The sequence below is a fragment of the Micromonospora sp. C31 genome (assembly GCF_018070575.1).
Classification (GTDB): domain Bacteria; phylum Actinomycetota; class Actinomycetes; order Mycobacteriales; family Micromonosporaceae; genus Micromonospora.
In genome coordinates, this window is the sequence record NZ_JAGPXN010000013.1 from 71,051 (window position 1) to 86,021 (window position 14,971).

General features: G+C 73.1%; 12 protein-coding genes and 1 riboswitch. Of the genes, 8 read left to right on the forward strand and 4 right to left on the reverse strand.

The genetic code is table 11. The features are described from left to right. Positions 1 to 28 precede the first annotated feature (28 nt). Positions 29 to 709 carry a TetR/AcrR family transcriptional regulator gene (locus KBX06_RS18275; protein WP_210836422.1) on the reverse strand — a complete coding sequence of 227 codons (681 nt, stop codon included), beginning with the start codon at positions 707 to 709 and terminating at the stop codon, positions 29 to 31. A 151-nt stretch (positions 710 to 860) separates the two neighbouring features. Here KBX06_RS18275 and KBX06_RS18280 point away from each other — a divergent pair, with 151 nt between their 5' ends. The 5 genes from KBX06_RS18280 to KBX06_RS28380 all read left to right on the forward strand — a co-directional run bounded on the left by KBX06_RS18280 (position 861) and on the right by KBX06_RS28380 (position 7,131). Continuing rightward, positions 861 to 1,757, forward strand: coding sequence for an ABC transporter permease (locus KBX06_RS18280; protein ID WP_210836424.1), 897 nt, complete (start codon positions 861 to 863; stop codon positions 1,755 to 1,757). Next, a complete protein-coding gene (locus KBX06_RS18285; protein ID WP_210836426.1) occupies positions 1,750 to 2,565 on the forward strand; it encodes an ABC transporter ATP-binding protein in 816 nt (271 codons plus the stop codon). Before KBX06_RS18280 ends, KBX06_RS18285 begins: the two co-directional genes overlap by 8 nt. Positions 2,566 to 2,709: 144 nt before the next feature. Continuing rightward, on the forward strand, positions 2,710 to 4,212 hold the full coding sequence (locus KBX06_RS18290) for a bifunctional cytidylyltransferase/SDR family oxidoreductase (RefSeq protein WP_210836428.1): 1,503 nt from the start codon (positions 2,710 to 2,712) through the stop codon (positions 4,210 to 4,212). Positions 4,213 to 4,249: 37 nt separating this feature from the next. Further along, complete coding sequence (locus KBX06_RS18295; protein ID WP_210836437.1) at positions 4,250 to 5,974, forward strand: CDP-glycerol glycerophosphotransferase family protein; 1,725 nt, start codon at positions 4,250 to 4,252, stop codon at positions 5,972 to 5,974. A 221-nt stretch (positions 5,975 to 6,195) separates the two neighbouring features. Beyond that, positions 6,196 to 7,131, forward strand: a complete 936-nt coding sequence (locus KBX06_RS28380) for a peptidoglycan-binding protein (RefSeq protein WP_210836444.1) — start codon at positions 6,196 to 6,198, stop codon at positions 7,129 to 7,131. 67 nt (positions 7,132 to 7,198) lie between these two features. Here KBX06_RS28380 and KBX06_RS18305 read toward each other — a convergent pair whose 3' ends face one another. The 3 genes from KBX06_RS18305 to KBX06_RS18315 all read right to left on the reverse strand — a co-directional run bounded on the left by KBX06_RS18305 (position 7,199) and on the right by KBX06_RS18315 (position 11,075). Next, complete coding sequence (locus KBX06_RS18305) at positions 7,199 to 7,942, reverse strand: alpha/beta fold hydrolase (RefSeq protein ID WP_210836446.1); 744 nt, start codon at positions 7,940 to 7,942, stop codon at positions 7,199 to 7,201. A 103-nt stretch (positions 7,943 to 8,045) separates the two neighbouring features. Next, positions 8,046 to 8,903 carry a C39 family peptidase gene (locus tag KBX06_RS18310; protein ID WP_210836448.1) on the reverse strand — a complete coding sequence of 286 codons (858 nt, stop codon included), beginning with the start codon at positions 8,901 to 8,903 and terminating at the stop codon, positions 8,046 to 8,048. Between the two features lie 225 nt (positions 8,904 to 9,128). Next, a riboswitch (cyclic di-AMP (ydaO/yuaA leader) is annotated at positions 9,129 to 9,269 on the reverse strand. A 570-nt stretch (positions 9,270 to 9,839) separates the two neighbouring features. Next, a complete protein-coding gene (locus KBX06_RS18315; RefSeq protein WP_210836450.1) occupies positions 9,840 to 11,075 on the reverse strand; it encodes an acyltransferase in 1,236 nt (411 codons plus the stop codon). Positions 11,076 to 11,385: 310 nt separating this feature from the next. Between KBX06_RS18315 and KBX06_RS18320 the strand changes: the two genes are divergently transcribed. From KBX06_RS18320 to KBX06_RS18330, 3 genes are all read left to right on the forward strand, one after another. Continuing rightward, the gene (locus tag KBX06_RS18320) at positions 11,386 to 12,711 is read left to right on the forward strand and encodes a polysaccharide pyruvyl transferase family protein (protein ID WP_210836452.1); all 1,326 of its coding nucleotides are present in this window, start codon (positions 11,386 to 11,388) and stop codon (positions 12,709 to 12,711) included. 61 nt (positions 12,712 to 12,772) lie between these two features. Next, entirely contained in the window at positions 12,773 to 13,408 is a 636-nt protein-coding gene (locus KBX06_RS18325; RefSeq protein ID WP_210836454.1) for an alpha-ketoglutarate-dependent dioxygenase AlkB, read from the forward strand. A 142-nt stretch (positions 13,409 to 13,550) separates the two neighbouring features. Continuing rightward, positions 13,551 to 14,915 (forward strand): uracil-xanthine permease family protein, encoded by a 1,365-nt coding sequence (locus KBX06_RS18330; RefSeq protein ID WP_210836455.1) that lies wholly within the window; start codon positions 13,551 to 13,553, stop codon positions 14,913 to 14,915. Positions 14,916 to 14,971 lie beyond the last annotated feature (56 nt).

Sequence of the window (14,971 nt, forward strand, 5' to 3'; positions counted from 1 at the left end):
ATCGGGCCGAGACCCATGAGGTCAACGTTCACGCACCAGCCCGGTGGGATTCAGAAGCGGTCAGGGACCGGGTGTCCCACACCGCTGGCTCGTCGCGGGACGGACCGGTACATGTTACCCGCAGGGCCGCGACGATCGCGGCGGCCATGCGGGCGATCTCCGGCGTGTCAAGAGGTGTCCGCGAAATTGCCAGCCGCCAGTAGACCGGCCCGACGATCAGATCCGCCACGCCGCGCCGGTCGGCTCCCGCCGGCAGCTCGCCCCGCTCGACCGCCCGGCCGATGACGAGCTCACCGATGCGGTCCTGGTAGTCGGCCAGCGCGCGCTGGAGGGTCTCGGCGATCTGTGGGTTGCGCGCCGCCTCGGCGAGCAGGTCCGGGATGATCTGCGAGGCCAGCGGGTGGCGAAGCGCCCCGGCGGCGACGAGCAGCAGCAGCTCCACGTCCCCGTGCAGGCTCCCGGCGTCGACCATGGGCAGCTTGCGGCCGGCGACCGCGGAGACCATGTCCAGCACCAGTTCCAGCTTGGAGCGCCACCGGCGGTAGATCGCCGTCTTGCTGACCCCGGCCCGCCGGGCCACCGCCTCTATCGACAACCGGCCGTAGCCGACCTCCGCCAACTCCTGCGTGACCGCGCGGCGGATGGCCGTGGTGATGTCGTCACGGAGCACCGCCGCACCCGCCGGCACCCGCCTCTTGTCGGTCTTCACGTGCAACAATGTAGCGCAGCGACGGTACGGTTGCGTCCCGACGTGTTTTCCACTACGGTTCGCCCGGCGACGAGGCGGCGCTCCGCACTGGCCACGCTCTCCCGTCGTCGCGCGCAACCCGTTGGCACGAAAGAGATCGGAGCGCCTAACCATGGCCAACACCACGGTGGCCGACCCGGATTCCGGGCTCACCGGGGCCCAGCTCGCCCAGCGGTACGGGCTCCGGTTCGCCGGCGAACGGCCGACCCTCGGCGAGTACGCGGGGCAGCTCTGGCACTACCGGCACTTCATCGCCGCGTACGCCAACGCCAAGCTGGTGGCGTCGTTCAGCAACGCCCGGCTGGGGCAGCTCTGGCAGGTGCTCACCCCGCTGACCAACGCGGCGGTCTACTACCTGATCTTCGGCGTGGTGCTGGCACAGAACCGGACCCCGAACTTCATCGCCTACCTCTGCACCGGTCTCTTCATCTTCAACTTCACCCAGACCGCGGTGCAGACCGGCACGCAGTCGATCACCAGCAACCTGGGCCTGATCCGGGCGCTGCACTTCCCCCGGGCCTGCCTGCCGCTGGCCGTGACCGTCACCCAGTTCCAGCAGCTCCTCGGCTCGATGGTGGTGCTCGCCGTCATCGTGCTGGTGACCGGCGAGCCGATAACCCTGGCCTGGCTGATGCTGGTGCCGGCGATCCTGCTCCAGACGGTCTTCAACGCCGGGCTCACCATGGCGGTGGCCCGGATGGGCTCGAAGCTGGCGGACCTCAAGCAGGTCATGCCCTTCGTCATGCGCACCTGGATGTACGGCTCCGGGGTGCTCTACAGCGTGGAGCTCTTCAGCGAGCAGCTGCCCTCCTGGGCCTCCGGGCTGGTCGAGCTCAACCCGGCGCTGGTCTACATCGAGCTGGCCCGGGTCTCGCTGCTGGAGAACACGCCACTACTCAGCTCCTCCCTGCTGCAGCTCTGGGTGACCGCGGTGGGTTGGGCGATCGTGATGGGCGTCGGGGGTTTCATCTACTTCTGGCGGGGCGAACAGGAGTACGGCCGTGGTTGAGCAGTTCGAGTCGTCCAACGACGTGACGGTGACCCTGCCCAGGGTGCAGGAGCGCATCCCCACCGTGGTGGTGGACGACGCACACGTCATCTACCGGATCCACAAGGGCGCCGGTGGGGGCGGCGGCCCGGTCGGCGCGCTCAAGCGGATCATGAGCCGCACCTCGGCGCCGAACATCCGGGAGGTGCACGCGGTCAAGGGGGTCAGCTTCACCGCGTACCGGGGCGAGGCCATCGGGCTGATCGGCAGCAACGGCTCCGGCAAGTCGACCATGCTGCGCGCCATCGCCGGCCTGCTGCCGGTCAACCGCGGCGCGGTCTACACGCAGGGGCAGCCGTCGCTGCTCGGCGTCAACGCGGCCCTGCTCAACGACCTCTCCGGCGAGCGCAACGTCGTGCTGGGCTGCCTGGCCATGGGCATGTCGCCCGACGAGGTGCAGCGGCGGACCCCGGAGATCATCGACTTCTCCGGCATCAACCAGCGGGGCGACTTCGCCTCGCTGCCGATGCGCACCTACTCCTCCGGTATGGGGGCCCGGCTGCGCTTCTCCATCGCCGCGGCCAAGAAGCACGACGTGCTGCTCATCGACGAGGCCCTCGCCACCGGCGACAAGATCTTCCGCAAGCGCAGCGAGCGGCGGGTGCGGGAGCTGCGGGAGGGCGCCGGCACGGTGTTCCTCGTCAGCCACCAGCTCTCCTCGATCCGGGACACCTGCGAGCGGACGATCTGGCTGGAATCGGGCGTGCTGCGCATGGACGGCCCGACCGACGAGGTCGTCCGGGAGTACGAGGCGTTCAGCGGCAAGTAGCGCCCCGGCGCACGTACGGCATCCGCCCGGTGCCGGCCGACCGCGTCGCCCCGTGGGGGCGGCGCGGTCCGCGCGTTAAGGTTCATCCGGCCGCCGCGCGGGCGGAACCTTCTGTTCACGCACCCCGAGAGTGAGGCTTCGGCAATGACGCAGGACCACACCGCTGGCCCGACCGCCGCACCGGAGACCCCGGCACCGTGGCGGCCCTCGCGGACAGTGGCGGTGGTGCTGGCCGGGGGCACCGGGACGCGGCTGGGCCTCGGCATCCCGAAGCAGCTGCTCAAGATCGCCGGAAAGCCGATCATCGAGCACACCCTGGCGGTCTTCGAGGCGGCGCCCGAGATCGACGAGATCGTCGTGCTGATGGCCACCGGCCACGTCGCCGACGCCCAGCAGATCGTCGACAAGGCCGGCTTCCGCAAGGTCAGCAAGGTGGTCGAGGGCGGTGACACCCGCAACGCCACCACCCGGATCGCGCTCGACGCCGTCGGCGAGGGCGACTGCAACATCCTCTTCCACGACGCGGTACGGCCCCTGGTCAGCGGCCGGATCGTCCGGGAGTGCGTGAACGCGCTCTGGACGTACTCGGCGGTCGACGTGGCGATCCCGTCGGCCGACACGATCGTCCAGGTCGACGAGGACGACTGCATCACCGACATCCCGGTGCGCTCCTCGCTGCGCCGGGGCCAGACCCCGCAGGCGTTCCGCTCGGGCACCATCCGCGAGGCCTACCGGCTCGCCGAGGGCGACCCGCACTTCGCCGCGACCGACGACTGCGGGGTGGTGCTGCGCTACCTGCCCGGCACGCCGATCAAGGTCATCGACGGCTCCGACGAGAACATCAAGGTCACCCACCCGGTCGACGTGCACCTGGCGGACAAGCTGTTCCAGCTAGCCGCCGCGCAGGCGCCCCGGCTGACCGACGAGCGCAGCTACACCGAGGAGCTGACCGGCCGGACCATCGTCGTCTTCGGCGGCAGCTACGGCATCGGCCACGACCTCGCCGAGCTGGCCCGCCGCTACGGCGCGCAGGTCTTCCCGTTCAGCCGCTCCAGCACCGGCACCCACGTCGAACGCGCCGAGGACGTCGAGGCGGCGCTGAAGACCGCCTTCGAGGCCACCGGTCGGATCGACCACGTGGTGGTCACCGCCGGCATCCTGGAGAAGGGCGCCCTCGCCGAGATGGACCAGGACACCATGGACCGGGTGCTCCAGGTCAACTTCGTGGGGCCGGTCATCGTCGCCCGCCAGTCGCTGCCCTACCTCCAGCAGACCAAGGGCCAGCTGCTGCTCTACACCTCCAGCTCCTACACCCGGGGCCGGGCCCGCTACGCGCTCTACTCCTCCACCAAGGCGGCCCTGGTCAACCTCACCCAGGCGCTGTCGGACGAGTGGGCGGAGTTCGGCGTACGGGTCAACTGCGTCAACCCCGAGCGGACCGCGACCCCGATGCGCACCAAGGCGTTCGGCGAGGAGCCGGAGCACACCCTGCTCGCCGCCGAGACCGTCGCCCGGTCGTCGCTGGACGTGCTGATCTCGGACCTGACCGGTCAGGTCATCGACGTGCGTCGCGCGCCGGGCGAGGTGCCGGCCCAGCCCGGGCCCGCGCGGGTCGAGCGGGACGCCAGCCTCACCGACGCCGGCTGACGGCGGATCTCGGGCCACGGCGGGAAACGGAGCCGACATGCGTGGTGACCTGGTTCGGAAGCTGCTCGCCCGCGCGCTGGCCACCGGCCTGGCGGTGCTGGCGTTCCTCGTCGTCGCGCTGACCGGCGCGACCGGCTGGGGGCTGGGGCTGGCCGTGGCCGCCCTCGCGGCGGCCACCTGGGAGCGCCGGGTGCGGCCGGGCGCCGACAACGCGGCGGAGACCGCGCTGGTCGCGGCGGCGATCCTGGTCGGCTACGCCCGCCGCCTCGACGCCGGGTTCGATCCCGCGCTGGCCGCGACCGCGCTGCTCCTGCTGGGGCTGGTGCTGCTGGTCAATCCGCTCTCCGACGCCGGCGGCCTGGAGGTGCGCGCCGCGAACCTGCCGGTGCGCTCCTGGACGCCGCTGGTCACCGCCCGCCTCGGCGACGCGCTGTCGGGGCTGCTGGCCCTGCTGGCGCTGGCGGCCGTCGCGGGCCTGCCGGCCGGCGTCGCGCTGGCGGCCGTCGCCCTGGTGGCCGCCGGCGCCGGGGCGGTCGGGCTGGACCTGGCCCGGCGCCGGTTCCGCCCGGGGGCCGGCGGCTCTGCGGTGTCCCGCGCGCTGCGCCGGCACGAGCCCGAGTTCCTGCTGCACTTCTCCGCGCCGCCCGGCTCGGAGTACCAGGTCACCATGTGGCTGCCGTACCTGGAGCGGATCGGCCGGCCGTTCCTGGTGATGGTGCGCGAGCCGGAGTTCCTGCCGTTGATCGCGGCGGCCACCAGCGCGCCCGTGGTCTACTGCCCCACCACCAGGGCGATGGACGAGGCGTTGGTGCCCAGCCTGCGGGTGGCCTTCTACGTCAACCACGGCGCGAAGAACAGCCACTGCATCCGCTTCACCCGGCTGACCCACGTCCAGCTGCACCACGGCGACAGCGACAAGGCCCCCAGCGCCAACCCCGTCTCGGCGATCTTCGACCGGATCTTCGTCGCCGGCCAGGCCGCCGTCGACCGCTACGCCCGCGCCGGGGTGGACATCCCGGCGGAGAAGTTCGTCGTGGTCGGCCGCCCGCAGGTCGAGTCGATCGAGGTACGCCCGGAGCCGGTGCCCGGCCGAACCGACCCGACCGTGCTCTACACGCCGACCTGGACCGGGCACAACGCCGACGCGAACTACTGCTCCCTGCCGGTGGCCGAGACCCTGCTGCGCCGGCTGCTCGACCGGGGCGCGACGGTGATCCTGCGGGCCCACCCGTACACCTCGCAGAATCCGGCCTCCGCCCGGCAGCTGGGCCGGCTCACCGAACTGCTGGCCGCGGACCGGGCCCGCAGCGGCCGCCAGCACGTCTTCGGCGCCGCCAGCCGGGCGCTGACCCTGACCGAGTGCGTGAACCGCTCGGACGCGCTGGTCTCCGACGTGTCCGGGGTGATCTCCGACTACCTCTACTCCGGCAAGCCGTACGCGGTGACCGACATGGTGGGCTCCGGCGACCGGTTCGCCGAGCAGTTCCCCCTCGCCGGATCGGGCTACGTGCTGCGGCGTGACATGTCCAACGTGGACGACGTGCTGACCGCGCTGCTGGACACCGATCCGCTGGCCTCGGCGCGCTGGGTCACCCGCAGCCGCTACCTGGGCGACTTCCCCGCCGAGGCGTACGCCGACGCGTTCCTGGAGGCGGCGAGGCGGGAGCTCGACGGGGAGTGGAAGGCGCCGACCCCGCGTGGCGACGCCGACCGGAGGCCTGCGGTCGAGCCCGACGCCGGGTCGCTCTCCCCCACCCCCTGACGGACACCGTCGCACCCGGGCCGGTCAGCGCACGTCCCGCTCCCGCCCCCTCAGGCGAGGATGTCTTTTACACGTAGGCGGTGTTGTAAATATTTATCTTCATCACCATACTGGCGGCGGGTGCACGGATGACCGGCGGACCCACCCGCCGTACGCCCGGGCGCCGACGACGCGGCACGCCCCGACCGCCGCTCGCACCCCCTCGTCCCCAAGGAGTGTGCATGCCCGGAAGAGTCCGCCTGATGCTCACCTGGCTCGGCGCGGCGGCGCTCACCGCCGTCGCCGTGCTGGTCGGTCCGACCGCCGCCCAGGCCGCCACCCCCGCCTGGCCCACCCTGAGCACCGGCACCTCAGGCGCCAATGTCACCTCCGCCCAGTTCCTGCTCCGCCACCACGGACGGACGCTGAGCGTGGACGGGTACTACGGCTCCGGCACGGCCTCGGCGGTAAGTTCCTTCCAGTCCGCGAACGGGCTGGCCGCCGACGGTATGGTCGGCCCGCTGACCTGGGGCAAGCTGGTGGTCACCCTGGACGTCGGCGCCAACAACAACGCCGTGCGGGCGTTGCAGACCGCGCTCAACAAGTACGGCTACGGCCTCACCGTCGACGGCGCCTGGGGCGCCGCCACCACCAACGCCGTGAACAGCTTCAAGTCCGGCCGGGGCCTCACCGGCGGCACCACCGTCGGCGCGACCACCTGGCAGTGGCTGATCGGCGGTGGTGGGGGCGGTGGCAACTACAGCCTGGTCATCGGCAGGTCCGTCCTGCCCCGCAGCGAGTACGACGACCCGCACCACAGCTACCCGGCGATCGATCTGCCCACGTGGACCGGCGTGACCACGTACGCCATCACCGCCGGCACCGTCACCCACGTCGGCGGCGGCTGTGGCTACGGCATCGGCATCAGCGGCGACGACGGCGCCTACTACCAGTACTGCCACCTGTCGTCCCGGTCGGTCTCCTCCGGGGCCCGGGTCAGCGCCGGACAGATCATCGGCTACACCGGCAACACCGGCAACAGCACCGGGCCGCACCTGCACCTGGAGATCCGGGTCAACGGCGGCAACCGCTGCCCGCAGCAGATGCTGCTGGCCCTCTACGACGGCAGCTCGGTTCCCGCCCCGTCCTCCCTGCCCGCCACCGGCTGCACCTACTGACACGGCGACGGGCCGGGTGGGCCGACCCCCACCCGGCCCCCGTCGCGTGCCGCGTACGGACCGGGAATCAGCGGTAGGGGTCGACGAGGTCCAGGACCGCCTCGGGGGCCTCGACGTGGGCGTTGTGCCCGAGGCCTTGCAGGGTGGCGACCGGCACGCCCAACTCCTTGAGCTGGGCGTCGGTGACCATGGGGTCGTGCTCGCCACGGGCCAGCAGCACCGGTGCGTCGGTCGCCGCCAGCAGGGCGGGCAGGTCCGGCTCGCCCACGCCGAACGCGGCGGGGTCCATCGCCAACCGCCAGCGGCCGTCGACCTGCCGCAGCCCGGCCGTCACGACGGGATGGTCCGGGGCGAAGAGCCCGGTCAGGCCGGCCACCCGCAGGTAGCGGCGCGCCGCCTCGTCCCGGCTCGCGAACCAGGTCACCGGCCGGGCCGCCAACTCATCTGCCTTCGCCAGCTCCGCCGGCGACCAGACCGCCTTGATGCCGACCCCGACCACGGCGTCGACCGGCAGCCCGGCGCTGCGGGCGGCCAGCGCCAGCCCGACCACCCCGCCGAGGGAGTGCCCCAGCACCACGAGCCGGTCCCCCGCCGCCGACCCGGCGGCGACCCGCGCGGCCAGCCCCGCGAACGAGTACTCCGGCAGCGGCGGCGACCAGCCGTGGCCGGCGAGGTCCGGGGCCAGCCACCGCCCCGCCCAGCGACGCTCCAGCAGCGGCGCCCAGGGCAGCCACACGTCGCCGGTCGCACCCATGCCGTGCAGCAGCAGGAGCACCCGCCGGCCGTCCCGCGCACCCGAACCATCGACCATGCCGCGCAGTGTGTCACCCACCGGGGCCCCGGGCGAGGGCCGTGCCCCGGACACGACAGCGGGCGCCGGCCCCGGGTGGGGAGCCGACGCCCGACGGCGTCGCTCAGGCGGAGTAGCCGCGGGTGGCGGCCCAGTTCGCCAGGGCGATGGTGCTCATCCAGTACGACGCGGTCGCCGGATCCGCCGAGTCGACGATCTTCACCAGCCGTCCCTCGTCCCGGTAGCCGACCACGGCGACGTAGTGGCCGCCGGGGAACGAGTGCCAGCCGCCGGTGGTGTCCGTGGCGCTGCCGGCGACGTTCACCACGACGCCCCGCCCGTCACCGACGGCCGCGACGACGTCGGCCTGGAGCCGGTCCATCTCTGCCGGGGTGGCCGCGCCACCGGGGATCGTCCGGGTCCGGTACGGGTCACCCTCGACCGTCGCGTTGAGCACGCGGGTGGTGTCCTGGGCCGAGTCGGTACCCAGTTGGTCGGTGCCCAGCTGGGTGCCGAGGGCGTCCTGGCTGCGCGCGATGCCGGCGGCGCTGAGGGCGTGCCGGACGGCCGCCGGGCCGCAGTTGTAGAAGGTCGTCTGGGCCTGGTAGTCGTAGTCCAGGCTCTTGGCGGGCGGGGGCTTCGGTGGCTCCGGCTTGCGGGTCAGGTCCGGGTCCGGGGCGGTGCTGCTCGCGGTGCTGGTGGCGTTGGCCGAGGGGGCGGCGCTGGTGGCGGCCGGGGCGGCGCTGGACGGGGCCGGCGCGATCCGGGCCCCGCCGCGCGAGGCCGCGGTGTCGTCGCGCAGCTCGGTCGCGGCGACCGGGGCCGGTGCGGCGGCGGGAGCCTCGTCGGCTCCGGCCAGCGCCGCGCCCGTGCCCGACGCCAGCACGAGCGCCACGGCCGACGCGACGGCCAACTGGTAGGGACGCTCGGAGGTGAGGCGACGGAGCTGTCGCTTGAGGTGGTGCTTCACGGTTTCCTCCACGGGCTCGGGGGTGAGCGGCCGGCGGTCCGAGGGCAGGGCGGACCGACCGCGCGGACGGGCGTCCGTGCGGGTGGTGGGCCACTCAGGAAATGCGCCCGGGATGCCGGGCGACGGGCGGTGACCGGGTCGGTCAGCTCGCGACCTGTGCAGGGGCGAGCGCGGGCACCGCGGTGCCGTGGAGACGGCGGAACAACCGGGAGGTGGGTGGGTGCTGCACGAGGATGGAACTCCTTCCGACGCCGCCGACCGGGTTAGCTGACGGATTCGGGCGGGAAGAACGCCCTACCACGGGCCTACGGCCCACGGATTCACCCCATGAAGCACTGGGTCCCCGGCTCGTCGTTCACGATTAGGCGGGTCAGTGCGGCGTCGCCTCTGGCGATCGGTTACCGCACCGGACGCGCCGACATTACTGGCCGGTCCACGCCCTGCCAACCCCGCCCCACCTGCCTAAACCCCTACCGGGCGACAATTTTTGCGGGCAGCTAGGCACTGATGTGACTCAATGGGACGACCGTTCGTGCGAGCGCCTTCGGGAGACAACGGGACGAGTGGCGGACATCGGCGCCGAAACGCCGGCGCTTATCCGCCCCGTCGCGCCGGATGGCCGGTTGGCCGCCGTGGTGAGCGGTGTCACCGCAACGGGCGGGACTTTCCGGCAGGTGGGCGGCGGTCAGCCCACCCGGGCGGGCCGCCGGCGCGCGGCGGGCGCGGGACGACCCGCGACGGTCGCCGCCCGCGGCGCGGGAAGCCGGGCCGGCCGGAGCCGGGCCGTCGCGGCGTACGCCTCGACGGCCAGCGCCCGCGCCGCCTCGGCGGCCCGCTCGGCGTCGCGCCACGCCGTCCGTTCCCGTTCGGCGGCCCGCTGGCGGGCGCGCTCCGCCTCGGATGGCCACGCCGACCGGTGGCGTGGGTCCGTGCCCGCAGTCGGGGGCGTCAGCGCGAGTCGACGTACGCCGGCCGGTCGTCCGCCGCTCGGTCGCCGGTTCGGGGGCGTGGTACGGCGCCGGCCCCCTTCCCCGGTGCCGCCGACGGCCCGGTGGCGCCGGCGGCGTCCCCGCCCCGCCGCGTCGCCCGGGCCGGCCCGCGCGGAGTGAGCAGCCGCATCATCGGCGTCTCGACGAAGCGGTGCAGCAGGCCGGCCAGGGCCAGGTTCACCAGCAGGAAGCCGAGCACGACCGCCAGCCCCCACCAGCCGGGGAAGCCGACCCCCCAGTCGCCGGTCAGCCGCAGCACGGTGATCATCACCAGGACGTGCACCAGGTAGAAGGCGAAGGAGACCTCCCCGAGCCAGAGCATCGGACGCGACCGCCACGGCGAGCGCCGCCCGCGCACGTCGGCGTCCGCCGCCGCGGCGATCACCAGGATGTACGCCACCGAGAGCAGCGCCGCCCACAACTCGGCGCGGACCCACTGCGCGGCGAGCACCCAGGTCGCCACGAAGAGCAGGCTGGCCACCAGCAGGTTCGGGCCGCGCCACCGGCCGCGCCGCATCAGCTCGGCGGCGGCCACGCCCATCCAGAACTCCAGCGACCGCACGGGCGGGAAGATCTGGGTGAACCACCAGCGGCTCTCCTCCGGCACCAGGGCCTGCGCCGGCCAGAGCGCCAGGATCAGCAGCGGCACCGCGACCACGACCGCCCACAGCGCCCACGGCCGGGCCCGGCGGATGAACGGCAGCGCCAACGGCAGGCAGAGATAGAAGAAGAACTCGCAGGACAGCGACCAGCTGACCGTGTTGACGCTGTAGAAGTGGCCCGGCCGGGGGTCCCACGCCTGGAGGAGGAACAGGTTCTCCACCGCGACGAACCGGTCCACCGGGTCCGCGAACCAGGCCGCGACCGCCAGGGCCGCCACCCACAGCACCACGTGGCTCGGCCAGATCTTGGCCACCCGACGGCGCCAGAACGCCCGACGGGTGTCGCTGGGCCGGGCCGACCAGACCAGCACGAAGCCGCTGAGGATGAAGAAGAACTGCACGCCGGACAGGCCGAGGGCGAAGGCCCAGTCCACGACGGCCTTGTGGCCGGGCTCGGCGATGATGCCCATCGTCGCGGCGTGGAACCCGAAGACGAGCAGGGCGGCGACCCAGCGCAACCCGGTCAGCGACGGCAGGCGGCTGGCCGTGGAGGCGGTTCGGGCGGCCGGCGCGTCGGTCGCGGCACCCGTCACGCCGGCATCCCGACGATCCGCAGGGTCACCAGCACGTACGTCTCCTCCTCGGCCCCGTCGTCGGGCGCCCCGAGGGGGCCCGGTGGCGGCCCACCCGGTCGGCGCCGCCCGCCGGCACCCTACCCGCCGGCCCTGAGACTCTGTTCCGTCCCGTCCGCGAGTGTCCGTTCTGTCCCGTCGGGCGGCGCCCGCTCCGCCCGCCCCTGCGTGACCGGCGTGTCCCGATCCGTGACGGCGGCGACAACCGTTCGGGGCCGGGCCGATCGATGGCTAGTATTCCGGGACCTGGAGGCCACGAGAGGCGGGGCGGATGCACCAGCGGATCCTGATGCGGGCGAAGAAGGGCCCCTTCGACGTCTACTCGCCGGAGGAGACGCACGAACGGAACTGGATCGGCGACAACAACGGCAATCTCGTCTTCAGCCACGCCGCCCACAAGCTGTTGCGCACCGCCACCGCCGAGATCACCTCGACCGAGTTCAGGATCGACCCGCGCGAGGCGGACATGATCAACGAGCGCTACGACGTCTACGTCGTACCGCTCGCCAACGCCTTCCGACGCAGCTACGCCCACCGCGTCGAGGCCATGACGAAGCTCATCGAGCAGCTCAAGATCCCGGTGGTGGTGCTCGGGGTGGGCGTGCAGACCGACATCCACGGCGACCGGGAGTACCTGCGCCCGATCGACGACGTCGTGACCCGCTTCGTACGGGCGGTCCTCGACCGCTCGCACAGCATCGGCGTCCGGGGCGAGATCACCCACGACTACCTGCGCACCCTGGGCTTCTCGGCCGTCGACGTGATCGGCTGTCCGTCGATGTTCCTGCACGGCGACGGCCTGCGGGTGGAGAAGCGCAAGGCGGCGCTGGCGCCGGAGGACCGGCTCGCGCTCACCGTCTCGCCGTACGTCACGTCGATGGCGGAGATCATCGCCCGGCACCACGCCCGGTACCCGAACCTGCGCTACCTGCCGCAGGACCTCAAGACGCTCGGCACGCTGCTCTACGGCGACGCCCCCGGGGACCGGGGCAGGTCCAGCAAGATCCCGATCCACACCTCGCACCCGCTGTTCACCGAGGACAAGGTGCGAATGTTCGTCGATCCCTGGACCTGGATGGACTACCTCGCCGGGTTCGAGTTCGCGTTCGGCACCCGGATCCACGGCACCATCACCGCGCTGGTCGCCGGCACGCCCGGCTACCTCTTCGCCCACGACTCGCGGACCCTGGAACTCGCCCGGTACTTCGACATCCCGCACCGGGTGATGAAGGACGTGCCGGTCGACGTCGACGCCGCCCAACTCTACGAGGAGGCGGACTACACGGCGCTGAACGAGGGCCACAAGTCGCGCTACGACACGATGCTCGCCTTCCTCGCCAGGCACGACCTGGGCAACTCCTTCGCCGACGGCGACAGCGCGGCCCGGTTCGACGCGCAGGTGCGCTCCACCGCCTTCCCGCCCGCCGTACGCCCCGTCGCCGCGACCGCCCCCGACGCGTTGCGGGAACGGGTCCAGTGGCTGCGCGACCGCAACGTCGAGCTGCGCAAGGAGGCGGAGGCCCTGCGCGGGCAACGCCTCCAGACCCGGGTCAAGCAGGTCATCGGCGGCCGGGTGCGCCGGATACTGAACCGCTGAGGCGGTGGGCGACCGCCCCGCGTCCGTACACCTGTGCCAACATGGCGGGTACGCTGGGCCGATGACCGGGGCCGCCTACCAGCCGTCGATGCTCGACCTCACCGCCGCCGGGCCGTCGCTCAGCCCGCTGGCCGGCCGGCTGCGCCGGCACCCGCTCAGCCACGACGCGTGGGTCGACCATCTGCCCGGCTGGGTCACCGGCTCCGACGAGGTCTTCGACGTCCTGCTGCGCGACGTACCCTGGCGGGCCGAGCGCCGCACGATGTACGACGCCGAGGTCGACGTGCCCCGGCTGCTCTGCTGGTACGCCGGGCACCGCCCGCTGCCGCATCCGCTGCTCACCGAGGCGCGCGCCGCCCTGACCCGACACTACGCCCCGGAGCTCGGCGAGCCCTTCGTCACCGCCGGCATGTGCCTCTACCGCTCCGGCCGGGACAGCGTCGCCTGGCACGGCGACACGCAGGGCCGCTCCGCGCACACCGACACCCTGGTCGCCATCGTCTCGTTCGGCTCGCCCCGCCCGCTGCTGCTGCGGCCCCGCGGAGGCGGCGACAGTCTGCGCTTCCCGCTCGGCCACGGCGACCTCGTGGTGATGGGGGGCTCCTGCCAGCGCACCTGGGAGCACGCCGTGCCCAAGACGAGCCGCCCCGTCGGGCCCCGGGTCAGCGTCCAGTTCCGCCCCGCCGGCGTCGCCTGACCCGCCCGCAGGGGCGGTGGCCGATCGCGAGGCCGCAGCGGCTCCGAGCGGGCCGCCGGCCGGGCCGTGCCGGGCCTCTGCTAGAAACGACTCCTGGGTTTCACCTGCGCCCCCGTCACCTCGACGACGCGAAGGGCGTGCCATGACCCAGTCCTCCACCGAGCCGCGTTCCCGTTGGTCCGCGTGGGCGGTCCACGGCGACGGCCGCTCCGTCCGCCCCGGTGACGTCGTCCACCCCGGCGAACGCCTCTCCTGGCCGCGCACCCTCGGCGTCGGCGTGCAGCACGTCGTGGCGATGTTCGGCGCCACGTTCACGGTGCCGCTGATCACCGGTTTCCCGCCGGCGACCACGCTCTTCTTCTCCGGGCTCGGCACCTTGTTGTTCCTGCTGATCACCGGCAACCGGCTGCCCTCGTACCTCGGCTCGTCCTTCGCCTTCATCGCACCGGTGCTGGCGGCCAAGGCCGGCGGGGACATCGGCCCGGCGCTCGGCGGCATCGTCGTCGCCGGCGCGGCGCTGGCCGTCGTCGGGCTCGTCGTCCAGCTCGCCGGGTCGCGTTGGATCGACGCGCTGATGCCGCCCGTGGTCACCGGGGCGATCGTCGCGCTGATCGGCCTGAACCTCGCCCCGGTGGCCTGGGACGGCGACGGCAGCGGCACCGGGGTGCAGGCGCAGCCGCTGATCGCGGTGGTGACCCTGGCCGCCATCCTGCTCGCCACGGTGGCGTTCCGGGGCTTCCTGGCCCGACTGTCCATCCTGCTGGGGGTGGGGGTCGGCTGGGCCCTCGCCGCCGCGCTCGGCGACCTGGATCCGAAGGCGGTGGACGGGCTGCGCGACGCCGCCTGGATCGGCCTGCCGCAGTTCCACACGCCGAGCTTCAGCCTGCGGGCGGTCGTGCTGGTGATCCCGGTGATCCTGGTGCTGATCGCCGAGAACGCCGGGCACGTCAAGGCGGTCGCCGCGATGACCGGCCGGAACCTGGACCGGGACATGGGCCGGGCGTTCATGGGCGACGGGTTGGCCACGGTGCTCGCCGGTTCCGGCGGTGGATCCGGCACCACCACCTACGCGGAGAACATCGGCGTGATGGCGGCGACCCGCGTCTATTCCACCGCCGCGTACTGGGTGGCCGGCCTGACGGCGGTGCTGCTGGGGCTGAGCCCGAAGTTCGGCGCGCTGATCCTCACCGTGCCGGCCGGCGTGCTCGGCGGCGCCACCACCGCCCTGTACGGCCTGATCGCCGTCCTCGGCGCACGCATCTGGATCGACAACCGGGTGGACTTCCACGACCCGGTGAACCTGATGACCGCCGCCGTCGCGGTGATCGTCGGCGCGGCCAACTACACCCTCACCGCGGGCGACCTCTCGTTCAACGGCATCGCCCTGGGCACCGCCGCCGCCCTCGCCGTCTACCACGGCATGCGTCTGGTGGCCCGCCTGCGCGGCACCACCCCCACCCCGCGCCACACCCCCGACCCGGACCCTGCCCCCGACCCCACCCGCTGACCGGCCCCGTCCCCGCCTCCCCGCCCCTCGGCCTCCTCGGCTCCCGCCTCCGGCCC